Annotated in this window: 19 protein-coding genes; 8 read left to right on the forward strand and 11 right to left on the reverse strand. The window is 72.1% G+C overall.

Annotated features, from left to right (window positions below; genetic code table 11):
* Nucleotides 1-83 precede the first annotated feature (83 nt).
* Nucleotides 84-719 carry a hypothetical protein gene (locus ACESMR_RS09785; RefSeq protein ID WP_373046872.1) on the forward strand — a complete coding sequence of 212 codons (636 nt, stop codon included), beginning with the start codon at nt 84-86 and terminating at the stop codon, nt 717-719.
* Here ACESMR_RS09785 and ACESMR_RS09790 read toward each other — a convergent pair whose 3' ends face one another.
* From ACESMR_RS09790 to ACESMR_RS09805, 4 genes are all read right to left on the reverse strand, one after another.
* A complete protein-coding gene (locus tag ACESMR_RS09790) occupies nt 720-2741 on the reverse strand; it encodes an FUSC family protein (RefSeq protein WP_373046873.1) in 2022 nt (673 codons plus the stop codon).
* Nucleotides 2742-2790: 49 nt separating this feature from the next.
* Complete coding sequence (locus tag ACESMR_RS09795; protein WP_373046874.1) at nt 2791-2994, reverse strand: hypothetical protein; 204 nt, start codon at nt 2992-2994, stop codon at nt 2791-2793.
* Between the two features lie 200 nt (nt 2995-3194).
* Nucleotides 3195-4754 carry a hypothetical protein gene (locus ACESMR_RS09800; protein ID WP_373046875.1) on the reverse strand — a complete coding sequence of 520 codons (1560 nt, stop codon included), beginning with the start codon at nt 4752-4754 and terminating at the stop codon, nt 3195-3197.
* 117 nt (nt 4755-4871) lie between these two features.
* The gene (locus tag ACESMR_RS09805) at nt 4872-5804 is read right to left on the reverse strand and encodes a copper resistance protein NlpE N-terminal domain-containing protein (RefSeq protein WP_373046876.1); all 933 of its coding nucleotides are present in this window, start codon (nt 5802-5804) and stop codon (nt 4872-4874) included.
* A gap of 196 nt (nt 5805-6000) precedes the next feature.
* Here ACESMR_RS09805 and ACESMR_RS09810 point away from each other — a divergent pair, with 196 nt between their 5' ends.
* Complete coding sequence (locus ACESMR_RS09810; RefSeq protein WP_373046877.1) at nt 6001-8082, forward strand: ATP-binding domain-containing protein; 2082 nt, start codon at nt 6001-6003, stop codon at nt 8080-8082.
* Nucleotides 8083-8125: 43 nt separating this feature from the next.
* Nucleotides 8126-8719, forward strand: a complete 594-nt coding sequence (locus ACESMR_RS09815) for a DUF4476 domain-containing protein (protein ID WP_373046878.1) — start codon at nt 8126-8128, stop codon at nt 8717-8719.
* Between the two features lie 2 nt (nt 8720-8721).
* Here ACESMR_RS09815 and ACESMR_RS09820 read toward each other — a convergent pair whose 3' ends face one another.
* A complete protein-coding gene (locus ACESMR_RS09820; RefSeq protein WP_373046879.1) occupies nt 8722-9132 on the reverse strand; it encodes an MmcQ/YjbR family DNA-binding protein in 411 nt (136 codons plus the stop codon).
* A 105-nt stretch (nt 9133-9237) separates the two neighbouring features.
* Between ACESMR_RS09820 and ACESMR_RS09825 the strand changes: the two genes are divergently transcribed.
* The 3 genes from ACESMR_RS09825 to ACESMR_RS09835 are packed head-to-tail and all read left to right on the forward strand — an operon-like array spanning nt 9238 to nt 10209.
* Complete coding sequence (locus tag ACESMR_RS09825) at nt 9238-9585, forward strand: ArsR/SmtB family transcription factor (RefSeq protein WP_373046880.1); 348 nt, start codon at nt 9238-9240, stop codon at nt 9583-9585.
* Nucleotides 9582-10025 (forward strand): SRPBCC domain-containing protein, encoded by a 444-nt coding sequence (locus tag ACESMR_RS09830; protein WP_373046881.1) that lies wholly within the window; start codon nt 9582-9584, stop codon nt 10023-10025. Before ACESMR_RS09825 ends, ACESMR_RS09830 begins: the two co-directional genes overlap by 4 nt.
* Nucleotides 10026-10038: 13 nt before the next feature.
* Nucleotides 10039-10209 (forward strand): hypothetical protein, encoded by a 171-nt coding sequence (locus ACESMR_RS09835; RefSeq protein WP_373046882.1) that lies wholly within the window; start codon nt 10039-10041, stop codon nt 10207-10209.
* A 45-nt stretch (nt 10210-10254) separates the two neighbouring features.
* Here ACESMR_RS09835 and ACESMR_RS09840 read toward each other — a convergent pair whose 3' ends face one another.
* Both ACESMR_RS09840 and ACESMR_RS09845 read right to left on the reverse strand, forming a co-directional pair.
* Entirely contained in the window at nt 10255-11637 is a 1383-nt protein-coding gene (locus tag ACESMR_RS09840) for a hypothetical protein (RefSeq protein WP_373046883.1), read from the reverse strand.
* Nucleotides 11638-11770: 133 nt separating this feature from the next.
* On the reverse strand, nt 11771-12424 hold the full coding sequence (locus ACESMR_RS09845; protein WP_373046884.1) for a YceI family protein: 654 nt from the start codon (nt 12422-12424) through the stop codon (nt 11771-11773).
* A gap of 250 nt (nt 12425-12674) precedes the next feature.
* On the opposite strand from ACESMR_RS09845, the gene ACESMR_RS09850 reads away from it, so the two are divergent.
* Complete coding sequence (locus ACESMR_RS09850; RefSeq protein ID WP_373046885.1) at nt 12675-14801, forward strand: protein-disulfide reductase DsbD family protein; 2127 nt, start codon at nt 12675-12677, stop codon at nt 14799-14801.
* 14 nt (nt 14802-14815) lie between these two features.
* Nucleotides 14816-15427, forward strand: coding sequence for a thioredoxin family protein (locus tag ACESMR_RS09855; RefSeq protein ID WP_373046886.1), 612 nt, complete (start codon nt 14816-14818; stop codon nt 15425-15427).
* 378 nt (nt 15428-15805) lie between these two features.
* On the opposite strand, the gene ACESMR_RS09860 is transcribed toward ACESMR_RS09855, so the two are convergent.
* From ACESMR_RS09860 to ACESMR_RS09875, 4 genes are all read right to left on the reverse strand, one after another.
* A complete protein-coding gene (locus ACESMR_RS09860) occupies nt 15806-18184 on the reverse strand; it encodes a DUF4215 domain-containing protein (RefSeq protein ID WP_373046887.1) in 2379 nt (792 codons plus the stop codon).
* Between the two features lie 117 nt (nt 18185-18301).
* Complete coding sequence (locus tag ACESMR_RS09865) at nt 18302-18958, reverse strand: HAD hydrolase-like protein (RefSeq protein ID WP_373046888.1); 657 nt, start codon at nt 18956-18958, stop codon at nt 18302-18304.
* Nucleotides 18959-19087: 129 nt separating this feature from the next.
* The gene (locus tag ACESMR_RS09870) at nt 19088-21439 is read right to left on the reverse strand and encodes a DUF4215 domain-containing protein (RefSeq protein WP_373046889.1); all 2352 of its coding nucleotides are present in this window, start codon (nt 21437-21439) and stop codon (nt 19088-19090) included.
* A gap of 70 nt (nt 21440-21509) precedes the next feature.
* The gene (locus ACESMR_RS09875; protein ID WP_373046890.1) at nt 21510-24038 is read right to left on the reverse strand and encodes an ATP-binding protein; all 2529 of its coding nucleotides are present in this window, start codon (nt 24036-24038) and stop codon (nt 21510-21512) included.
* Nucleotides 24039-24061: the final 23 nt, after the last annotated feature.

Genomic DNA, 24061 nt, shown 5'->3' on the forward strand with positions numbered 1-24061 from the left:
CTGCGCGCGCAAATCGCTGTGTGTTGGAGCGCCCCACCGGGCGCTCGGTCGGCGCGGGAAGCGCCGCATTGGGAGAAGAGAATATGTCGACCCTTTCCGTTGCAATCGATCCCCGGTCCCGCAAGGTCCGCCTCGCCCTCGTCGCCTGGCTCGCCGGCGCCCTCGTCGTCGCCGTCTCCGAGGTGATCGGGCGCCACGTCATCCGCCTCCCGGCGATCGTCCCGGCGCTGGTGATCGGGATCACCACCCTCGCCCTCCTCGTCCATCGCCGCTCGGAGGCCTTCCGGCATTTCACCGCCACCGCGGATCTGCGCCCCGCGATCCTCTTCCACCTCGTGCGGGTGGGCTACGGCGCCGCCTTCCTCGCCCTCGGCGCTGCAGGCGAGCTCCACCCGACCTTCGCGTGGAACGCCGGCATCGGGGACGTCGTGGCAGGCGCGCTGGCCCTGCCTGCGGCGTGGCTCGCCGGCAGGGGATCGCGGCGGCTGGTCTTCGCCTGGAACGCCCTCGCGCTCTTCGACATCCTCCTCGCCCTCGGCACCGCGCAGCGGCTGATCTGGATCGACGGCGAGCGCACGCTCTTCGCCCCGATGCAGGACTTTCCCTTCACCCTCCTCCCCGTGCTCGTGCTCCCCTGGATCCTGCTGGGGCACCTCTGGATCTTCGCGCGCCTTCGCCGCCCCGCCGCGCTGACCGGCGCGCCGGCAGGAACGCGCTGATCAGCGGAAGGCGCCGCCGGCGAAACCGCGGACCGCTGCGCCGTGGACGATGAAGAGCTGGCGCACCAGCCGCTCCGCGAGCGGCTGCGCCGTTCCAGCCAGCGCCTCGAGCCCGGGCAGATCGTCGCCGGCGGCGGGTGGGAGTCCAGCGGCGATCGCATCGGCCATCTGCTCGAGGAAGACCGCGGCGCCAGCGCCGATCGAGCGCCGCGTGGCGGCAGGCAGGCTGCGGTCGGAGAAGAGCGCCAGCGCGGTGGCGTGGACCCGGCGCAGGTAGAGGGTGAGGGCGATGAGCGGCTCGAGGTCCTCCCGCCAGGCCTCGGCGAGGAGGCGCTGCAGCGAGGCCTCCGCGTTGAGGACGGCGATGCCCACCTGCCGCCGGGCCCGCTCCGTCGCCGTGCTGTCGGGATCCCCCTCGCCCAGCTGCCGCATCCAGCCGGCGGAGGAGCGCAGCGCCGCGGCGAGCTCCTCGGGGAAGCGGTGCTTCTCCCACGCAGGCCAGAGAAGCCGCGCCGCCACCAGCGCGATCGCCCCGCCGACCAGCGTGTCGAGGATGCGGATCCAGGCGAGCTGGTAGTCGCCGGTGCCGAGCTCGGCGAGGAGCACGAAGGCCGGGGTGAGGAGCACGGAGAAGACGCCGTAGTTGAGCGGCAGGAGCGCCACGCTCGCGCTGCAGAGCACGAAGACGATGGCGGCGAAGGTGAGGCGATCGTCGACCCACGCCACGGCGGCGATGGCGATCAGCGCGCCGAGCACGGTGCCGCCGATCCGCTGCAGCCCCCGCTGGATCGTCGCCGCCGTCCAGGGCTGGAGGATCGCCACCACCGTGATCGTCACCCAATAGCCGTACTCGATCCGCAGCAGGCCGACCGCAGCGGCGGCGGCGGTCCCCGCGAGCGCGAGGCGCAGGGCGTGGCGCAGGATCACCGAGCGCGGGTCGATCGTCCCACGCAGCGTGGCGCCGAGGCCGCGCCTTTCGCTGGGGAAGGCGAGCGTGGGCGCCGGGCCACGGAGGGGTCTCGCGTCGGCGAGCCCCTCAGCCGCCTCCGCCGCTCCTTCGAGATGGCGGGCGAGCCGGCCCAGGAGCCGCGGGGCTGCGGCGGGCCCGGTCTCGGTGATCCGCGGGACGGGGCGCCCCTGCACGCCGTCGGTGCGGAGGAGCAGGGCGATCGCGTGGGCGCTCCCCTCCAGCGTCCGGAGCGCGGTGACAATCGGGGGGAGCTCGTCTTCCCGCGCGGCCTCCAGCCAGCCGTCGATGGCGATGCAGGCGCCGAGGACCTGGTCGGCGTTCTCGAGCAGCGCAAAGAGCCGCTCGCCCCGCTCGCTCTCCGCCTGCCTGCCGCGGCGGGTGGCGGTGAGGATGCGGCGGGCCTCCTCGACGTGGCCCCGCACCACCGCCCGCTGGCCGTGGATGAGGCGGGCCCTCTCCTCCTCTCCGCCGGGCGTTCGATCGGCCAGGCTTTGCGCGTGCTCGGCGAGGGCGTCCCAGCAGCGGGCGATGGCGAAGCGGGCGGGCCGGTAGAGGCGCACCGGCCAGAGCAGCAGCGCCATGGCCATCGCCGCGAGGCCGCCAGCAGCCACTGCGGCCGCGCTGGCGAGAGCGGCCTCCACCGAATCGACCGGACGGGCCAGCGCGACCACGAGGATGATCGCGGTGAGGGTGCCGGCGCTGGCGGCACCGGCGCCGCCCGCCTGCGCCAGCCCCGCGCCGAGGAGCCAGAGGAAGGCGAGGGGCAGCGTGGCGACGAGCGAGTTGGCGGCGAGGCTGCCGAGGAAGGAGGCGAGGCACCCGAAGAGGACCACCGCGGCCATCACCGCGCCGCGGGTCCGATAGGCGCCGCCCTTGTCGACCAGGGCGGTCATGAAGCCGCCCATGCCCGCGTAGGAGAGGAGCTCTGCAGAGAGCAGCTGGCTCGCCACCAGCGGCAGGACCGCTGCGGCCCCGGCGCGCAGGCCCGCCGCGATGGCGGGACGCGCAGGGGCGAGGCGAACGAGATCGACGAGCGGGCGCAGGATCGGCATCCAGGGACCGAATCTCCGCTGCCGCTGCGCCCGCCGCAACGAAAGAAGCCTAAACCGCCTCCTCTTCCTCGTAGATCGGCTGGGGGCCCGGGACGATGTGGGCGATGTCCGGATCCGCGCCGGGCGTGAGGTCGCCGCGGTCGGCCCTCTCGGCCTGGCGCTGCTCCTTGCGCTCCTCCTTGCGCTTCTGCCTCTCGGCCCGGGCCTGCTCCTTCTGGCGCTTGGCGAACGTCGGCCTTCCTCTCGTACCCATGTGCGGCTCCTGTGGCGAGGGCCCGGCGGTCGAGGTGGCAGGTGCCCGTCGCCTCCCGAACGGGCGGTTGCACGGGGCGACGGAAGGTCCTGCACGCGGCTCGATTCCAGGGCGTTCGTGCGCAGCTGCGATGGGAAAGCTGTGCGCCACCGGACCGCTTGGCAAGCGCCCCCACGCCCCGCCGCCTCGTCGAAGCCCGTTCAGTTGCCGCAATGGGGCGGCGTGCTCGGCTGGCAGGTGTCGCTCGAGCTGCCGCCGGCGCCGCAGGGAACGTCGTTGGAGGCGTTGCAATTGGAGGGGCACTCGACGCAGCAGGTGGCCTCCGCCTCGACGACGTTGCCGTCGCAGTCGCGGGTCACGGGGCCGCCGCAGGTCTGGCAATCGCCGGCGATGCAGCCGAGGCCCGCGTGGCAGACGCCGCCGAGCTCGCCGCCGCAATCGGCCTCCTCGTGCTCGATCTTCGCGCCGCATTGGAGCTTGCGCGCCTTCGTATCGGCGCAGCGGGCGCAGTCGATGGCGCTGTTTCCCGGGGCGCCGTGTCCCGCGTTGGAGCAGCCGCCGCAGTAGCGGCCGCAGGAGTAGACGTCGTCCCCGCCGTCGCCGCCGGCGTCGTTGTGATCGCCGTCGCCGCCGTTGCCCGCCCAATGCATCAGCTCGTGGAGCATGATGCTGCACTGCCCGTCCGCATCGAGCTTCGAGAACTCGTCCATGTTCACGTTCATCTTCGAGTCGGTGAACCACGGCCGGTCGTAGGAGCGCGTGCTGGCGATGGCGCCCGCGCAGACGTTGCCGCAGCCGATGCGCAGCGGCATCACCGATTTGCCGGCGAGGGCCTTCTTCATCGCGTTGTTGTTGGCGCTGTTGGTGTCAGCGAGGCATTTCATCCCGCGGTCGAGGGCGCACTCCACCGCGTCGCGGATCGCCTGCGCGTCGGCGAAGTTGCAGTTGCCGTTGGTCGGGCTGCCGGTGACCATGGTGACGTTGTCGCTGCCGTCGGGGATGAGGGAGACGTCCTCCCCCTCGTCGGGGAAGTTGTCCATCCCCTCGCAGCTGCCGCCTGCGTGCCGGGTCTTCAGCTGCTCCTCGGTGCGGAGCAGCACCCAGCCGCCACCTGCGGCGGCACTCTCCTCGGTGAATTGCACCTTGTCCGCGGTGTCGCGGTGCACGGTCCAGGTGATGCGGCGGTCCGCGTAGCCGTCCTCGTCCAGGTCGTCGACGATCACGCGGGTCTGGGCGTTTTCGGTGATCGTCACCTCGAGGTGCTGCTCGGGGATGCCGTCGGCGTTGGCGTCCACCTCGCTCACCGAGTTGCCCGCGTCTTCGATCACGGAGAGGTACTCGAACCAGCCGTCGCCATCGGTGTCCTCGGCGAAGGTGGAGGTGCCGTCGCCGTTGTCGACGAGGGTGGTCTCCGCGTGGCCGTCGCCGTCGAAGTCCACCGCCTCGCCGTCGCGCAGGGCGACGAGCTTCTCGGCGAGCTCCTGCAGGAATTCGCTGGCGGGGGCGCCCCCGGCGCCACCCTCGCCGCCTGCACCACCGGCGCCGCCGACGCCCCCCGTGCCGCCCGAGCCCGTACCGCCGCTGCCACCGGTGCCGCCGGTGCCACCGATTCCGCCCGTTCCGCCCACGCCACCCGTACCGCCGCTTCCCCCCACCGCCCCGGAACCGCCGCTGCCGCCGGCGCCGCTGCCACCGCCATCACTCGAGCCACAAGCAGCGGCGAAGAGCAGCGCCGCAACCAGCCATCCCGCGTTCCGCATCGATCCCCCGGTCGCCGGGCCTGCCGGCAGCTGGCGGGCTGCCTCGCCCGCCGGACGATCGCTGCTATCCCGCAGCGGCAGAGAGCGGAGTAGTGCGGGTTCCTGCACCTCACATGGTCATGGTCCGTCGAGCCGCTTCCACTCGGTGCCGAGCCACGCGCAGCCCTGCAGCTTCTCGCCGTTCACCTCCACCTCGGCGCGGTAGCCGGTGGCGACGGGCGCCATGGTGTCCGGGCAGAAACCCGGGGTGAGGACCACCCCGAGCCTGGTCTCGCCCGCATCGGCGAAATAGCGGTACGCCCCCCGCTCCCAGCGGAAGGGTGCCCACGGCGTGCCCACCGGATCCTGCCCGAGCCGCTCCAGGCGCAAGGAGCGCTGGTCGATCTCGAGTCCCCAGAACGGCTCGTTCCCCGAGGCCCGCGCCACCAGGCCCGTCGGCAGCTGCTCGCAGCCGGGCCCCTCCATCGCGATGCGCTGGAGATCGACCGCCCACAGCTGCTCGCCGGCAGGCAGCGCCACCAGCTCCACGAAGGAGCCGGGCAGCTCCTCGATCGCTTGCGAAAGATGCGCGGTGCCGTCCACCACCTCGATGCGCGCGCCGCCGCCACAGGGCTCGAGCTTCAGTCCATCGGTCGTGCGGCGGATGGTGCCGAAGGCAAGCGTGGGCGCCTCGCCGGGCGAGAGCGTGTTCCGCCCCTGCACCGGGATCGGCTTCCCGCCGGCATCGAGGGCGAGGAGCGTCTCGCCGTCCCAGCGGAAGGCGCGATCCGCGAGGCGCAGCGTCTCGCCCTCCAGCACCCAGGCCCCGCTCGAGAAGCGCGGCTCCACCTCCCGCTCGAGGAAGCGCTCCGCCAGCACGTAGCGCGCCGGATCGAGGAAGACGAGGCGCGTCTCGATCCCCGGGCAGTCCGCACAGGGCAGGGTGCCGGCGAAAACCGCCGGCAGATCCGGCGGCGGCACCTGCTGCTGCGGCGCAGGGGGCGCCGGTGCCTTGTCGCCGTGGGCGCAGGCAGCGGCGAGGATCAGCGGAAGAGAGGCGGAAAGGCGCATCGGCAGCTCCGGGGAGTCAGGGTCACCCCGCCTTACCCATCCACTGCGGAGCGGCCAAGCGTCGACCATGATCATCCATCGGTCCGGCCTCCTCCGCAAGTGCGGAAAAACGGTGTAGTCACGTGGGTTTAGAGGCGTTACCCATGCGGTCTGCGCTGCTGCGCCTGGCAAGGGGTCACGCCGCTTGAAGACGAACATGGAAGAGCTCGCCTCCCTCTCGGAGATGGCACGCACCGTGATCGAGGAGGAGCAGGCGCTGCTCGCCCGGGTCCTCGAGGCCCTGCGCGGCGCGCTTGCGGCCACCGGTACCCGCCCCGGCCCCGAGGCCGAAGTGGAGACGATGCAGGCCCTCCGCGACGAGACCCGCTGCGCCAGACCCGAGGACCTGCCCGGCGTCCTCCTCGAGATGGCGGTCCGCCACCGCCTCCTCGGCAGGCAGGGGTCCCAGCTCCCCGATCCCCTCGCGCCCTACCTCGCCCACCTGCGCCTCGAGGAGGACGGCAGGGTCCGGGACTACCTCCTCGGCCACGCCACCTTCATCGACCGCGCCGCCGGCATCCACGTGATCGATTGGCGGTCGGCAGCGCTGGCGAAGATCTTCTACCGGTACCGTGAGGGCGAGGAATACGAGGAGCAGCTCCCCGGCAGACTCGCCGAGGGCGTCGTCCTCGCGCGCCGCATCGTCACCATCGAACGCGGCGAGCTCGTCGGTATCGTCGGCGACGGCATCTCCCTGCGCAGGCGGCTCACCGGCGGCTGGGTCGGCGGCGATGCGGCGGCGCTGGCGCTGGCAGGCGGCGGTGCCGGCACGGCGACGCGCCCCGGCGCCCTGGGCGTCGGGGTCGGTGCGGTGCAGCGGGCGCGGACCACCGACGTCACCGCCCTCCTCGACCAGGAGCAGTACGCGGCGATCGCGGCGCCGCCCGAGCAGCCCCTCCTCGTCCTCGGTAGCGCCGGCAGCGGCAAGACCACCGTGGCCTTGCACCGGCTCGCCCGCCTCGCTGCAGATGGCGCCCACGCGCTCGACGAGATGCAGGTGGTGGTGCCGGAGAAGGGTCTGGCCCGGCTCTCGCGCCGGCTCCTCGAGCCGCTCGGCGCCGGCGAGGCGCAGATCTCCACCCTCGACGCCTTCTTCGTCGAGCGGGGGCAGGCGCTCTTCGGCAGGAAGCTGAAGCTCTGCTTCGATCCGCCGGCGCTCACCAGCAGCTTCAAGCGCCACCCCGCCCTCTTCCGTGCCCTGCGCGATCAGGGCCGCACCCTCGGCAAGCGCCCCTCGCTGCAACGGATGCGCGCCTTCCTCGCCGACCGCTTCACCGACCGGGGCTTCCTCGCTGCGGTGGTCGACGCCGCAGGAGGCGATCTGCCCCGCACCGCGATCGAGGAGACGGTGCGCCACACCCTGCTCCAGCTCGCCGCCCCGGCGGAGCGGGAGGCGGAATCGATCACCGACGAGTCGCGGAAGATCGCCCTCGACGGCGCCGCCTATTGGGAGGGGACGCCGGAGGAGCTGGGCGGCACCGTCGATCTCGAGGATCTGCCCCTCCTCCTCTGCCTCCGCGCGTGGGCAGGCAGCCTCGAGGCAGCGCCGATCTCCCATCTCGTCCTCGACGAGGCGGAGGATTTCTCCCTCTTCGAGCTCCACGTGCTGGGGCGTTCGATCGAGCAGAGCCGCGGCGCCACCCTGGCTGGCGACGAGGCGCAGCAGACCGCCTCGAGCTTCGCCGGCTGGAGGGAATCGCTCGAGGTGCTGGGCGTCGGTGATGCCTCGGTCTGCAGGCTCTCCACCTCCTACCGCTGCCCGCGGCCGGTGACCGAGCTCGCCCGCCACCTGCTCGGGAGCATGGCGCCGGCGAAGGAGACCCGCGCCGCCCGCGAGGGCGCGCCGGTGGGCCGCTTCACCTTCGCCGACCAGGCGCAGGCGCAGCTCTTCGTCGCCGGCGCGCTGCGCGATCTGCTCGACCGGGAACCAGGCGCCTCGGTGGCGGTGATCACCAACGAGGCGGAGGCCGCGCGGCGCTTCTTCCCCTTCGTCGCCGACAGGCCCGACGCGCGCCTCGTCCTCGACGGCGGCTTCTCCTTCGAGCCCGGCATCGACGTCACCGACGTCGACGAGGCGAAGGGGCTCGAGTGGGATTACGTGGTGGTCCTCGACGCCTCGGCGCGCACCTTCCCGGCGACCTTCGACGCGCGCCGCAGGCTCCACGTGGCGGTGACCCGCACCACCCACCAGCTCTGGCTGGTGAGCGGCGGCGCCCCCTCGCCGCTCCTGCCCGCATGAATCGACCCGCGCCGCCCGCCGTCCCTTGCTGCAGGAGGCAACGATGCGCAACGACACGACGAAATGGCGCTGGGTGGCTGCAGTCCTGCTGGCCTTCGGTCTCTTCACCGCAGCGCCGGCACAGGCCCGGGGCCGCGGACCCGACGAGATCGAGCAGCTGCTCCGGGAGCTCCGGGCGCTGCAGCAGGAAGTCCGCGCCATCGACCGCGACGTCTCCCGCCGCAGGATCGATCGCGACAGGGTCCAGAGCCGCCTGCACCACGTGGACGACAGGCTCCAGCACATGGAGCGCCAGGTGCGCCGCCTGCGTCGGATCGGCCCCCCTGCGGCACCGCAGCCCCCTGCGCTGCTGCCGATGGACGACGCCTCCTTCGCCTCCCTGCACCGCACGGTCGATCGCATCCCCTTCGGCAGCGACAAGCTCGCCGTGGTCGCTTCCGCCGTGGGGATGAACTTCTTCGTGGTGCCGCAGGTGCTCGCGCTCCTCGACGAGTTCCCCCATTCCAGCGACAAGGTGGAGGCGCTGCGGATCCTCTGGCCGAAGGTCCTCGACCGCCAGAACGGCCACCAGATCTTCGCGGCGTTCCCCTTCTCCAGCGATCGGCAGCAGGTGGCCCACATCATCGCTTCGAGCTGAGCTCACTTCGAGGCGGTCTTCCGGGGGCGCTTCGGCGTAGCTGGCGGCTCGGCGGGTACGTCGAGCAGCGCCGCCAGCTTCTTCGGCGCCACCGCCCGGTAGCTCTCCTCGAGCCAGGCGCGGATCATCGGCATCGGCGGCGCGTCCCCTTGCTGAAAACGGGCAGAGACCCAGCCGCTCTTGCCGAGGCCGTAGCCCGTCGGCTCCACGAAGGGGAGGAGCAGCGCCTCGGGATGCGAGTGGGGCAGCTTCACCGAGAGGCCGAAGCGGCCCTCGGAGGTCCCCATGAAGACGAAGACCTTCTTGCGGACCTTGATGGCGACCTCACCCCACGGCCGCTCCTCGTAGGCCTCGGGAAAGGCCAGGGCCGCCTCGCGCACGAGGTCTTCGGCCTTGCTTCCGGCGGTCTTCATCGGCGCCTCCTTCGAAGTGCCGCAGCATAGCAGGCGCTTCCCCGGCTGCAGGTGATTCAACCGATGGGTTGACAATCGCAGCGGCGCTCCACGATATTCAACCGCATGATTGATCCATCGCCCCGCCTCGACGCGATCTTCCACGCCCTCGCCGACCCGACCCGCCGGGCGATCCTCGCCGGCCTGGCGGAGGGCGAGCGCAGCGTCGGCGAGATCGCCGCCCCCTTCGCCATCTCGCTCGCCGCCGTCTCCAAGCACCTCAAGGTGCTCGAGGCCGCCGGGCTGATCGACCGGCGCTGGGAAGGGCGCACCGCGCGCTGCAGGCTCGACGCGGAGGCCCTCCGCACCGCGGACGAATGGCTCGCCCATTACCGGCGATTCTGGACCGACCGCCTCGACGCGCTGGAGCGGATGCTCCGGGACGAGGCCAGGCCCCCGAGGAGGAAGAGATGAGCAGGCAGCTCGAGATCGAGGCAGCGGTGCTGGAGATGCGGCGGGTCCTACCCGCTGCGCCGGAAGTGGTCTTCGCGGCGTGGACGATGCCCGAGCGGATGCAGCAATGGTTCGCGCCGGGCGCGATGAGCGCCGCCGTGGAGGTCGACCTCCGCGTGGGCGGCAGCTACCGGATCGAGATGCGCGATCCCGACGGCTCGGTGCACGCGACCCACGGCACCTGGCGCGAGATCGTGCCCAACCGCCGCCTCGTCTTCACCTGGGGCTGGGAGGGGCCGGATCGCCACGAGTCGCTGGTGACCGTGGAGCTCTTCGACCGGGGCGGCTCCACCGAGCTGCTGCTGCGGCACGAGCGGCTGGCCTCGGCGGAGAGCCGGAGCCAGCACGAGCAGGGCTGGCTCGGTTGCCTCGAGAAGCTCGAGCGCGTGCTGCAGGCCTGAAGGAGGCGACGGGATGGGAATCGACGTGCACCCCGCAGTGCTGATCCGGCGGCCCCGCGCCGACGTGGCCGCGCTGATGTTCGACCCCCGGCACGAGGCGCGCTGGACGAAGGGCGTGGTCTCCTCGCGTCCCCTGCATCCGGGCGGACCTCGAGGCACTGCGCGGCCGCTCGAAGAGGCTTGAGCGGCGGGCTTCCGTGCCGACATCGACACGGAAGCCCGCGCTTCCTCATTCCACCTCGACGAAATAGGGCACGGTGTTGCCGGGGCCCTCCGCGACGACCTGCAGGAAGTAGTGCCCGGTGGCGGGCGGCGTCCAGACCAGGTCGGCGCAGGGCGTCGTCTGCTCCGCCCGCGCGCGCTCGAGGCCGTGCATGTCGAGGATCCGGGCCTTGCCCGCCAGGCTCTCCACGCAACGCTCCGGTGCGCCGGTGGCGAAGCGCAGGCGCTGCTGCACGCCGTCGGTGCCCCCGAAGACGAACCAATCCTCGTCACCTGCGCCGAGGTCCGCCTCGATCAGCGTGTGGTGCGGCAGCGGTGAAGCGTCGATCCGCTTGTCGTTGGGCTCGGCCTCGAGCACCGACTCCCGGGTGCAGGTCGAAGAGCAGCCGTCGCCGTCCTCGTTGTTGCCGTCGTCGCAGCTCTCGCCGAGGTTCTTCGCCTGGTCGCCGCACCAGGCCACCTCCACCTCGAGGGCGTAGTGCAGCGGCAGGACGCCCTCCGTGTCGAATTCCTTCACGGCGGTGAGGACCGCGGTGATCTCGTCGCCCGGCTGGAGCACCACGTCCTCGATCTGGCTGCGGTGGCCGTTCAGCCTGCTCCCGATGGCGGCGAGGCCGCAGCCGTCGAGGGGCAGCGCCGGCGAGAACGGGCCTTCGTAGACGAAGAGCAGCCCCTCGCCACCGAAGAAGTTCGCCGTGATCCGCGCCGTCTGCACGTAGCCCGACGAGTTCGCGATCCGCACCGACTCGAAGAGGTGCTGCGTGGTGGTGAGGGCGCTGCAGCCGACATCCGGCCGCTTGTAGATCGCGTCGGCGGCGTCGAGGACGCCCTGCACCGAGAGGCGCGAGTCGACCGTCGTTGTCTCGTGGGCGCAGCTCGCCGAGCAGAAGTCGCCGCTCCAGGTGTTGCCGTCGTCGCAGCTCTCGTCCGAATCGATCACCGCATCGCCGCAGCGGGCAGCGGTGCAGTCGGACCTGCAGCCGTCCGGCGTGATCGGGCCGTTGGCGCTGCCCCAGTCGCATTCTTCCGCCCCCTCGAGCACGCCGTTGCCGCAGATGCCTTCCTCCCCGGCGCTGCCGCCACCGCCGCCTTCACCACCGGCGCCGCCCGCACCCGCCTCCCCGCCAGCGCCACCGACACCGCCGCTCCCGCCTGCGCCAGCGGTGCCCCCCGCACCGCCGGCGCCACCCGCGCCACCAACACCACCAACACCACCAACACCACCGACCCCGCCGCTTCCACCCGCACCGCCGACGCCCCCGACACCGCCGGTCCCGCCGCTGCCCCCGTCGCCGATCGCGCCCACCTGCCGCTGCTGCTCCCCGCCGCACGCAGCCACCAGCAGCGCCGCCACCACCGAGATCCCCAAACCACACTTACCGTTTCGCATTGCATTCCCCCGTCCCTGCCACCTTGGACACGCAGGTACGGAGTTCCGGCAACGGCCACCGGTGACAGCAACGAAGGAGGCCCGGCCACCGTCTCCAGTGCCGGGCCTCGCCAAAGAGACGCGCGCCGCGTGATCAGTTGGCGCGCGGCGCCTTGAGATCGACGCGGATCAGGACGTTGTCCTTGATCAGATCGTCCGGCATGCCGGGGTACTGGATGCCGAAGTCCTTGCGGTTGATCCCGAATTCGGTCTTCGCCCGCACCATGTCGTTGGCCATCTCGACCAGGGCCGGGAAGGTGACGCTGCGCCTGGTGCCGCGGATCTCGAGGTTGCCGGTGACGGTGTGGGTCATGCCGGCGGTCTCGCTGCCCGGCTTGATCTCGGTCGAGACGAAGCGCGCCTCCGGGTACTTCGCCGCGTCGAAGAAGTCCGGGGAGACGAGGTGGCCCTCGAGCTTCGGCAGGCCGCCGTCGACGAGCACCGAGGCGGGCTTGACCGCGAACTCGATCTGGCCGCCCTCGAGCTTGCCGTCGACCAGGGCGATCTTGCCCTCGAAGTCACGGAACTCGCCGACGTGCTGCGCGGTGACCTTCGCGCCGACGAAGCCGATCTTCGACTCCGCGGGGGTGATGACGAGGCGCTGCGCCGCGGCGGGGGCAGCCTCGACCTGCTTCGCCTCGGCGACGGCGGCCTCGGTCTTGCCGGCGGTGGGATCCTTGGCGCAGGCGGTGGCGCCGAGGGTCGCGAGGGAGAGGGCGGTGAGAGAGGTCGCGAACGTGCGACGCATGCAGACTCCTGGGATGGCGTTTTTCGGGAACCGCACTGGGATGCCCGTGCATCCCATTCGATGCAAGCGGCGCCGGCGTTTCCGCCGCCCCGAACATCGGTACAGGTCTCACCCTTCCCGATTCGCGGTAGGCTGCCGGCGACGCGCGCAAAAAGCCGCACTGGATCGCCGGCCCGTTCGGTGTTTGAACGGGTACGTGCCGGCAGGCCCGCAATCCGCGGGCCCGCCTCTCATCGCCGGGATGTCCACGATGAAGTCGCTTCGAATCGCCTGCCTCCTCCCCCTCCTCGCGCTGCTCCTCGCCCGACCTGCCGCCGCAACGGAGGAGCTTCCGCGGATGGAGGATCTCGTCCAGGGCGACCTGGTCGTCGATCCCGCCGCCATCGCCGCGGGCAAGAGCTTTCCCATCGGCGTGCGCCTCCGCCTCGCGGAGGATTGGCACGTCTACTGGCAGAACCCCGGTGACGCCGGCCTGCCCACGCGCATCGACTGGACGCTGCCGGCGGGCTTCGACGCGGGCCCGATCCAGTGGCCCACGCCGATCCGCTTCGAGCAGGGGCCGGTGGTCAGCTTCGGCTACGCCGACGAGGTGGTGCACCTCACCGACGTGAAGGCCCCCGCGGATCTGCAGCAGGGCGCCGAGCTCGATCTGCAGGCGGAGGTCCGCTGGCTGGTCTGCAAGGAGGAGTGCATCCCCGGCCGCGCCACCCTGCAGCAGAAGGTGAAGGTCGGCGCCGCCGACGAGAAGGCCGCTTCCGCCCTCGCCGCCGCGGCGAAGATGCTGCCGACCGAGCTGCCGTGGCCTGCCTCGCTCCGCACCGAGAAGGAGGGGATCCGCCTCCAGGTCGACGCCCCGGCCCTCGGCAAGGCCACCGTCACCTCGGCCTTCTTCTTCCCCGGCGCCGCCGAGCAGGTCGAACACGGCGCGGCGCAGAAGCTCGAGCGCAGCGAGGCGGGCCTCTCGCTCCTGCTCGCGCAGAGCGCGCTCGCAGCGGAAGCCCCCACCGCCCTCGAGGGCATCCTCGTCTTCGAGGAGGATCTCGGCGGCAGCACCGCGAAGCAGGCCTTCACCCTCCGCGCCACCACGGCCAAGGCCGCGGCAATCGCAGCGGCGCCGACGGCTGCAGCAGGCGGCGAATCGGACGAAGGTGGCCCCGGCCTCCTCCAGGCCCTGGGCCTCGCGCTCCTGGGCGGCATCGTCCTCAACCTGATGCCCTGCGTCTTCCCCGTGCTCTCGCTCAAGGTGCTCGGCGTGGCGCAGCAGGCCTCCGAGTCGCCGGGCCGCATCCGCCTCCACGGCGTCGCCTACACCGCCGGCATCCTCGCCAGCTTCGGCGCCCTCGCCGGTGGCCTGCTCCTGCTGCGCGCAGGCGGGGCGCAGATCGGCTGGGGCTTCCAGCTCCAGTCGCCCGCCTTCGTCACCGTCCTCACCTATGTGCTCCTCGCCATGGCCTTGAGCCTCTCGGGCGTCCTCCACTTCGGCGGCTCGATCGTCGGCGTGGGCAACTCGCTCGCCTCGCGCCCCGGCCTCTCCGGCTCGTTCTTCACCGGCGTCCTCGCCACGGTGGTGGCGACGCCCTGCACCGCGCCCTTCATGGGCGCGGCGATCGGCTACGCGATCCTCCAGCCTGCGGTGGTGGCGCTCTCGATCTTCCTCGCCCTGGGCCTCGGCCTCGCCCTGCCCTTCCTCGCCTTGAGCTTCGTGCCGGCGATGCACCGGCTCCTCCCCCGCCCCGGCGCGTGGATGGAGACGCTCAAGCAGGCCCTCGCCTTCCCGCTCTACGGCACGGTGGCGTGGCTGGTCTGGGTACTCCACCTGCAGGTCGGCTCCGAGGGCCTCGCCGCCGTGCTCGCGGGCCTCGTCCTCGTCGCCTTCGCCGCGTGGGCCTGGGGCTCGTCGCGCCTGGCCGGCACGCTGATGCGCCGGGTCGGCGCCACCTCCTGCATCGGCGCGGTGGCGGTGGCCTCGCTCTTGCTCTTCGAGCTCCCCGAGGGCGCGGCCCCTGCAGAAGCGGCGACGCCCGCCGGCGCGAAGGTGGCGGCGGAGCCCTGGAGCGAGGAGAAGGTCGACGCGCTGCTCGCCAGCGACAAGCCGGTCTTCGTCAACTTCACCGCTGCGTGGTGCGTCACCTGCCTCGTCAACGAGCGGACCGCGATGAGCACCGAGGGCGTGCAGGATCTCTTCGCGGAGAAGGGCGTCACCTACCTCAAGGGCGACTGGACCAACCGCGATCCGGCGATCACCCGCACCCTCGAGAAATACGGCAGGAGCGGCGTGCCGCTCTACCTCTTCTACCGCGGCGACGGCAGCGAGCCGGTGGTGCTGCCGCAGATCCTCACCGAAGCGACGGTGCGCGAGCACCTCGAGACCCTCTGATCGGGAGCCAACGCATGTCCCTCCGCCTCTCGCTTCTCGGGTCGCTGGCGCTCCTCGTGCTGCCCGCTTTCGCCTTCGCCGCAGCGAAGGTGGGCGCGCCGGCGCCTGCCTTCACCCTGCAGGACACCGACGGCAAGGCGCGCAGCCTCGCGGAGTTCGCCGGCAAGACGGTGGTCCTCGAGTGGACCAACGACGGCTGCCCCTTCGTGAAGAAGCACTACGAGAGCGGCAACATGCAGGCGCTGCAGAAGCGCTGGACCGGGAAGGGCGTGATCTGGCTCGTCGTCAATTCGTCGGCGAAGGGGAAGCAGGGCCACGTCGACGCCGCCGGGGCGAAGGCGATCATGACGGAGGCCGGCGCGACGCCCAGCGCCTACCTCCTCGATCCGGACGGCAAGGTGGGCAAGGCCTATGGCGCCAGGGCCACCCCGCACATGTACGTGATCGATGCGAAGGGGCAGCTCGTCTACACGGGCGCGATCGACAGCGTGCCCTCCGCCGACGAGGCCGACATCGCCGCAGCGAAGAACTACGTCGACGCTGCCCTCACCGAGCTCGCCGAAGGCCGGCAGGTCACCACCGCGGCGACGCAGGCCTACGGCTGCGGCATGAAGTACGCCGACTGAAGCAAGGTGGCTGCGATCAGGCTTCGAGGGCCTGCATCGCCGCCGGCGCGAGGTGGATCTGCAGGGCGCCGAGGAGCTCCTCCGACTCGCCGCCACGGTGGCCCGGCACCCACCTGCCGTAGACGGCGGCGGTGTCGACGAAGTTGCTGCCGCCAGCCTCGCGGTAGGCGTCGAGGACGGCGAAGGTCGCGCCGCGATCGGCGGTCCAGCCGAAGACGTTGCCGCCGAGGCAAAGGGGGGAAGACCCGCAGGTCGGTGGCGCCGAGGCGCCGGCGCGCTTTCTCCATCCGGGCAGGATAGGCGGCGCGGCGCTGCGCGCCAGCCCACCCTGCAGGAGCGGGCGCCCGTTGCACCGGGCGCCTGCTCCCGTAGCCGCAGCTACTGCTCGGCCTCGAACGAGGCCTCGAGCACGTAGGGGCCGCGCGACAGCGGCCAGTGGCCCTCGACCACCACGGTGATCCGATCGCCGGCGGAGAGCTCGATCTCCAGCTCCTCGTGGCCGAAATCTCCTGCCGGATTCCCGTTGGAGCAGTCGAGCATGTCCTCCCGCCGCACCAGCGGCCCGCAGCCGCCGATGGCGTAGAGCGACAGATCCGCCGTGGGCTCGGTGAGGCGGACGCGGAGCGTGCCGTCCGAAGGCGCGGTGAATCGGTACATCTCGTCCATGTCGTCGCCGTGGACGGTGGCGCACATGCCCGCGCTCTTCTGGGCGTCGTAGCTCTCCGCGGTATTGCCCTGGATCGGCGTGCCGAGCACGAGCGGATCGAGGCTGGCGCAGAGCTCGGTCCACTCCACTGCGCTGCAATCGGCGTTGCAGCCGTCGCCAGCGTCGGTGTTGCCGTCGTCGCACGCCTCGGGACCTGCGATCGCGCCGTCACCGCAGACCGCCGGGGTGAAGTGGGCCTCGAGCTCGAAGGCCCCTTCGTCGCCCATGCCCATGCCCGTCACCACGAGGAGGGAGGGCGTGGTGCTCGCCTCGAGGAAATCGAACTCGAAGGCCTCGGGGCCGTCGTCCGCCAGCGAGCGGCAGAGGCTCTCGCTGCCGGGGTCGACGCAATCGTCGTAGAGGACGAGATCGAAGTTCGCCTCCTCCGACGCGACCGTCACCCGGAGGGTGCCGGGCCCCGGCGGGACGAACTGGAAGACCGCGCTGGGGATCACCTGGTAGACGTGGCAGCTGCTGATGAAGCCGGTGGGGCCGGAGGCGGTGGTGCCGGTGATGGTGGTGTCGAGGGTGAGGGTGGGGGCCGCCGCGCAGATCGGTCCGAACTCCGCCGCGAGGCAGTCGGCGGCGCAGCCATCGCCGGCGTCGGTGTTGCCGTCGTCGCAGGCCTCGTAGAGCACGTCGAGGGTGCCGTCGCCGCAGACCGGATCGGGCCAGCACATGCCGAGCTCGGGGTTGAGGAAGAGCGCCGCGCAATGCCTGCCGTCGCCGCAGGCGCCCTCCACCGCGGTGCGGCAGAGCTCGTGGCAGGTCAGCTCGGGGACCTCCGGGAAGAGCGAGAGGCACATGCCGCCGAAGGCTTCCTCGCCGGGGCCGCAGGGCGTCTCGGTCGGCGACGCCGGATCGCAGATCGCGCCGACGGGCGCGCCGTCCCCCTCTTCCGCCGGCAGGCAGTGGTTCTGAAAGCCGCAGATCTCGCCCGCGGGGCAACCGGGATCGTCGGCCAGCGAGGGGCACATCTTCCGGCAGATGCCGGGCTCGCCCACGCAGGTCGCCCCGGCGACGCAGCCGGTGCCGATGTCGGGCGAGTCGCAGGCTTCGCCCGGCAAGGCGGTGCCGATCGCCTTGCAGACGCCGACCTCCTGGGTGGGACCGATCGGCACGCAGGCCTGGTTGTGGCCGCAGGCCCCCGAGGTGAAGGGCGTGCACGCGTTGTAACAAGCGCCCCAGCTCTCGTTGCCCGCGGTCTGGCTCACGCAGACCTGCCCGCTCGGGCACATCACGTCGCCGGTGAAGGAGCACTGGTTGTAGGTGCACATGCCCGTGTTCGGATTGCAGACCTGCAGGCTGGCGTTGGCGCAGTCCTCGGCCTTCTCGCAGGGTGCGCCGTTGTTCGGCCGGGTGTCGAAGGACCATTCCCGGATCCAGTAGCAGTCGCTCTCGGGAACGTCCTGCCAGGTCTTCCAGTCGATCGGGAGGATCTCGCGGAGGGCGACGTCCCGGATGGTCCCCGCGGCGATGTTGGTCCCGTCCTCGTCGTACGCGATCAGCTCCAGCTCACCCGTCTTCTGGAAGAAGAAGCGGTGCGCCATGCCCTGTGCGTCGAGCGCGACCAGCAGCACGCAATGCTGGCATTGCGCGTAGTCGTCGTTGGGCGCCTCTGCGAGGGAGAAGGTCCCCGGCTCGATCGGCAGCGAGTCGCCGGTGACGTTGTTCCAGTTGTAGAGCTCGATGGCGACGTTGCTGCGAGCGAAGCCCGCGATCCCCGGGGTCGCGCGGGCCTCTGCGAAGTAGGTCGCGAGCTGCGAGGAGCCGGTGACCGCATTGCCGAGCTCGAGGGGCACACAGCCTTCCGGCGGCTCGACGACTTCGCCGCCGCTGCCGCCGGTTCCGCCGGTGCCGCCCGTTCCACCGGCGCCGCCGGTACCACCAGCGCCGCCGCTGCCACCGGTGCCGCCCGTCCCGCCAGCGCCGCCGCCGTCCACCACCGCCAACGGCGGCTCGTCTCCACAAGCGGCGACACCTGCAGCCAGGAGCGCGATGGCGAGCAGGCTGCTTCGCCAGTTCGTGTTTCTCGGACGCAATCGGTTCATGGCTCCTCCTACCGTTCCGCGATGCGAGCGGACGTTCGTCGGCAAGGTAGAGCGATGACATGGGGGCCGGCTTCGCGGGTAGTGCGGGAATCCGCACCCGCCGGACCGGGTCGTGCCCTACCCGGCGGATCGACGCAGGGGCGTGCCGGTGAGGCGCTCGGCAAGCTCCGCAACCGTGGCGAAACACTCGTCGGGCTCGAGGGCCCGGAGGCGCTCCACGTGGATGAAGCCCCAGCTCACCACGCCGGCCTGCATCCCCACCGTCCGGGCTGCGTCCACGTCGCGGGTCTCGTCGCCGACGTAGATCGCCTCGGCCCCGGGGATGCCGGTCTCCCGGAGCACCTGCCGCAGCTTCGCCGGCTTGCCGAACATCGAGGCGCCGCAGGCGTAGCGGGCGACGAGGTGGGCGCTCCGTGTGCCGAGGGTGCGGCGGATGTTCACCTCGGCGTTCGAGCTGACGATGGCCACCTGCACGCCGTGCTCGCGCAGGTGCGCCAGCATCTCGTGCACGTCCGGGAAGAGGGTGATCTTCTCCACGTCCCTGGTGGCGAGGGCCCGCATGTGCCGGACGATGAAGGGCATCTTCCAGAACGGCACGCGCATCTCCCGGATGATCGTGCGGTTGTCCGCGCCACGGAGCCGCTCGAGCGCCGCTGCGTCGAGCTGGCGGAAGCGATAGCGCTGCGCCACCTCGCCCAGCACCTCGAAGAACCAGCCGGCGGTGTCTGCGAGGGTGCCGTCGAAGTCGAAGACGGCGAGCTTGTACTTCTGCACGGGCGCTCCTCGTGCAGCCGGGCGGCTGCAGAGCGACCGTTCTAACAGAGTCGGGGAAAAGCGGGGACGCCCGCCCAGCTGCAGCGGGCGCCCCCTGGCCGGTCCCTCCCCGGCTTTCTCGATGGCGCGCTACTCGAAGGTGGCGGTGAGCACGTAGGGCCCGCGCTCCCGCGGCAGGAAGCCTTCGACCACCACGGTGACCTCCTGCCCAGCGGTGAGCATCACCTGCAGCTCCTCGTAGCCGGAGGTCCCCGGCCGGCCGAAGTTGGAGCAGGAGACGATGTCCTCCCACTCCGCCACCGGGCCGCATCCGTCCACCACGTAGACCACGTGGTCCACCGTCTCCTCGGTAAGGTGGAGCGAGAGCGTGCCGTCCGACGGGGCGGTGAAGGCGAACATCTCGTCCCAGCCGTCACCTGCCCAGGCGGCGCAGATGCCGGCGCCCTCGAGGTTGTCGGCGCCGTTCTCGGTGTTCCCCACGATCGGCGTGTCGAGCAGCAGCGGGTCGAGGGCGGCGCAGAGTTGCTCCCACTCCACCGTCGTGCAGTCGGCGCTGCAGCCGTCGAGCGCCGTGGTGTTGCCGTCGTCGCAGCGCTCCGGGCCTGCGACGACGCCATCGCCGCAGACCGCCGGCGTGAAGTGCGCCTGCAGCTCGAAGGCGCCCTCGTCCCGGATGCCGCGGCCGTTGACCACCACGAAGGCGGGGGTGGTCGAGCCTTCCATGAACGGAATCTCGACGATCTCCGCCGTGCCGGCTTCCTCGAGGGAGCCGCACGCCACCTCGGTCATCGGATCGTTGCAGTCGCCGTAGACCACCACGTCGAGGTTGGCCTCCGCCGAGTCGACCTGCACCGTGAGGGTGCCGGGCCCCGGCGGCACGAACTGGTACGTCGCCGACGGGACCACCTGGTAGAGGTGGCAGCTGGCGGCGAAGCCGGTGGGGCCGCCCGCGGTGGTGCCCGTCACCACCTGGCCCAGGGGAAGCGACGGCGCCGCGGCGCAGAGCGGACCGAACTCCGCCGCGCTGCAGTCGTAGGTGCAGCCGTCGCTGCCGACGGCGTTGCCGTCGTCGCAGGCCTCGTTCAACGGATCGAGGATCCCGTCGCCGCAGACCGGCTCCACCCAGCAGATGCCGAGGTCCGGGTTGGAGAAGAGCGGCGCGCAATACGAGCCGGCGCCGCAGGGCGCCTCCTCGGCGGTGCGGCAGAGCTCGTGGCAGGTCTGCTCGACGACGTCCGGATAGAGCGAGAGGCAGATGCCGCGGAAGGCCTGGTCGTCGGCGCCGCAGGCGGTCTCCGGCGTCGAGGCGGGATCACAGAGGCCGCCGAGCGCGGCCAGGTCACCGTCGTCCGGCGAGGTGCAGACGTTGTCCATGCCGCAGACCTGGCCCTCGGGGCAGCCGGGGGCAGCGGTGAGCGAGGGGCAGAGTTTGGTGCAGACCGGGGGATCCCCGGCACAGACGGCGCCCGCCTCGCAGCCGGTGGAGATGTCCGGCTCGTCGCAGCTCTCGCCGAGCGCGGCGGGCCCGAGCGCCTTGCAGATGCCGATGGTCTGCGCGGGCCCGAGGGGAATGCAGGCCTGCTCGTGGCCGCACTCGCCGGAGGTGAAGGGGATGCACTGGTTGTAACAGGCCCCCCAGCTGATCTCGTCGGGGATCTGGCTCACGCAGATCTGCCCCTCCGGACACCAGACGTCGCCGGTGAAGGAGCATTGCGAATAGGTGCAGAGGCCGGTGGTGGGGTTGCAGACCTGCAGCGCGGTGTTGGCGCAATCCTCGGCCCGCTCGCAGGGCGCGCCGTTGTTGGGCGTGGTGTCGAAGGACCACGACTCGATCCAGTAGCAGGCGCTCTCCTCGACCTTCTCGAAGGTGCCGTCCCCCAGGGGAACGATCTCGCGCAGGGCCACGTCGCGAACCGTGCCCGCGGCGACACCCCAATCCTCGAAGCCGCCGTATTTGGTGAGCTCGATCTCGCCGGACTCCTGGAAGAAGAGCCGCTGCGCGATCCCGTTCCCGTCGAGCGCCACCAGCAGGACGCAGTGCTGGCAGGTGGCGTAGTCGGCGTTGTCCCCCTCGCCCAGCGGGAAGGTGCCGAGCTCCACCGGCGTCGGCTCGCCGGTCACCGCGTTCCACTCGTAGAGCTCGAGGGCGGCGTTGGTGCGGACCCCTCCGTCGATCGCGGGGGTGGCGCGGGCCTGCAGGAAGAACGTGGCCATCGACATGCCGACCAGGTCGGGGCCGAGCTCGACGGGCGTGCAGCCCGCGGGCGCTCCGCCGCCGGCGCCGCCCGTGCCACCGGAACCCGCCGTGCCACCGGCACCACCAGCGCCGCCGTCACCGCCGCTGCCACCGCTGCCGCCGGAGGCGCCGCTCCCGCCGATGCCACCGGTGCCTTCCACGGAGTCCTTCGGGGACTCGTCTTCGCCGCACGCAGCGAGGCCCAGTCCCAACATGGCCGCGAGGGCCAGAGAGATTGCACGCATTTCGTCCCTCCTCCAGGCAGACAGGCTACGCCCGACCGGTCTGAATCCGGTCTGAAAGGGCGCCGAAAGATCAGCGGAGCTCGATCGGCTGGTCGGGGTCGAGGAGGTAGCCCTCGTCCTGCTGGAGCAGCACGCCGCGCAGCCCGAGGCGACGCAGGGTGGCGATCGCCGCGTAGACCCGGTCGGCTGCGGCGTGGACGACGATCCGTTCCCCCGGCCAGCCCGCCTCGATCAGGAGCGGCAGCTCGACGGCTACGCCGGGCTTCTCCTGCCGATGCCGAACCAGCGCCCGGAGCACGCCGCGGATCGCCTTGCGCCGGTGGAGCGGGACCCGTCCTCCAGCGCCCGGCGCCTCGAAGAAGCTGCCGTCCGCCGCCACCACCAGCGGCGGCGCCGTGGTCGCGGCGAGGTGCTGCGGCAGCTTGGCCGCGATGCGGCAGGCGAGGCGCACGTCGCTGCACGCAGCGAGATCGGCAGGCGGCGTGCCGCCCTGCAGGACCTCGAGAGCGGCACGCCAGATCGGGCGCTTGTAGCGGCCCAGGGCCTCGCCCGCCCGGGCGAAGAGCCGGTCCGCCTCACCCTCGTCCCCCAGCATGCGCGCCGCAGCGGCGAGCAGGGCGAGGACGAAGCCCTCGTGGTCGGCGCAGGTGGACCGGGTGAGCCCGTGCGCCCGGCGGAGCTGGCCCGCGGCGTCGGCAGGCATGCCTGCCTCGAGGAGCGCCGAGGCGAAGTGCAGCCGCGCCACCGCTTCCGCCCGGCGCACGCCGGCCTTCTCGATCGGCACGAGCCCTTCGGCGTAGCGCGCGAGGGCCTGCGCGAGCTCGCCACGCTCCTGGCTGCACCGGGCGAGGAAGCCGATCGCCACCCCCTCCCAATGCTCCGAGGCGAGGCGGCGGAAGATCGGCAGCGCCTCGGTGACGAGGCTGCGGGCCTCCTCCACCGCGCCGACCTCGAGGCGGAGCACACCGAGCCCGAGCAGCGCCATCGCGTGCCAATGATCCTCGTCGCCCCGGCGGGTGACGGGGAGCGCCTGCCGGAAGAGCGCCTCGGCGTGGTCGTGCTCGTCCTCGTTGCAATAGCTGTTGGCGAGCATGACGAGGGCGCGCCCCTCGTGGCGCGGATCGGGATCGGCCTCCGCTGCTGCGGCGAGGTAGCGCCGGGTCTCGGGGTAGGCGGCGTGGGCCGAGGCGTTGTGGCCGAGCCCGGCGAGTGCCTCGGCGAGGAGCGGCCTGTCGCCGACGGCCCGAGCGATCTCCGCCGCAGCCTGCAGGTCGGCGTCGGCCTCGTCGAGGCGGGCGAGGAAGCGCCGGATCGTGCCGCGCCGGACGAGCGCCCTGCAGCGCAAGCGCTCGTCGCCGCCTGCGGCGAGGGCGAGATCGAGGTAGCGCTCCACGGTGGCGTAGGGGAGCCGGCACGGCGGTGCGGTGAGAAGATCCGCGGCGCGCAGGGCGTGATCGGCCCCTACCACCGCCGCGCGCTCCACCACCGCCACCAGGTTCTCGCGCTCGAGCAGCAGGCGCCTGGGATCGGCGGCCAGGTGCTTCCCGGCCGCCTCGACGGTGTGCTGCGCGTGGCGCCGCGCCGCTCCGGCGAGCAGCGCTGCGTCGCCCTCCTGCGCGGCGTATTCGCGCACGCAGACGAGGAGGCGGTAGCGCTTCTCCAGGGGATCGTCGTCGATGAGGAGCACCGAGTGGTCGAGCAGGCTCTGGAGGTGATCGAGCGGCCAGACCGCGCCGTCGTCACCGAGCACGGCCTCCGCCGCCTCGAGGGTGAAGCCGCCGCGGAAGACCGAGAGCGCCGCCAGCGCGCCGCGCTCCTCCTCGCCGAGCATGGAGAAGGAGGCGCCGAGGCTCTCGTGCAGGTCGCTGCGGCCGAGGCTGCCGTCGGGGCGCCGGAGGAGGCGGAAGCGGGCGGAGAGCTTGTCGAGGAGCTGCGCCGGCGAGAGGAGGCGGAGCCGTGCGGCGGCGAGCTCCAGGGCCAGCGGCAGGCCATCGAGGCCTGCGGCGAGCTGCTCGATCGCCTCGCGCTCCGGCGCGGTATCGAAGGGCCTGCCGGCGAAGAAGGCGGCGCGGGCTGCGAGGAGCGCCGCGGCGTCGGACCAGCCTGCTTCCGCCCGCTGCAGCGAGAGCGGCGCGAGTACCAGCGCGTGGGCCGCGTCGGTGGCGAGGCGGCGGCGGGTGGTGACGAGGATCCGCGGCCCCGCGTCGGCCCAGGCGGCGACGAGCTTGTCGGCGGCTGGGGGCAGCTGCTCGAAGTTGTCGAGGACGAGGACGGCTTCCGGCCCCATCTCGCCGAGCGCCGCGCGGATCCGCTCGGAGAGCGCGGCCGCCGAGGCGTCGAGCGGCGCGCTGGCGCCGAGGGCGTGAAGCACGTGGAGCAGCAGCGCCGCCTCGTCCCGGGCCTCGGTGAGATCGCAGAAGAGGCCCGTCGCCGCCGCTTCGAGGGCGAGGCGCGTCTTTCCAACGCCGGGCGGTCCGAGGAGCGTCACCAGACGCTGGTTCGCGAGCGCCGACGTGAGCTTCGCCAGGGCCTCCTGCCGCCCCACCAGCGGGGAGCTTCCCGGCCGGTCGTTGGGTGCAGCGGGCAAGGCTTCCGGCATGCCGAATCCTTCGGGTGAGCGCG

Origin of the sequence: Vulgatibacter sp., assembly GCF_041687135.1 — a bacterium.
Lineage (GTDB): Bacteria > Myxococcota > Myxococcia > Myxococcales > Vulgatibacteraceae > JAWLCN01.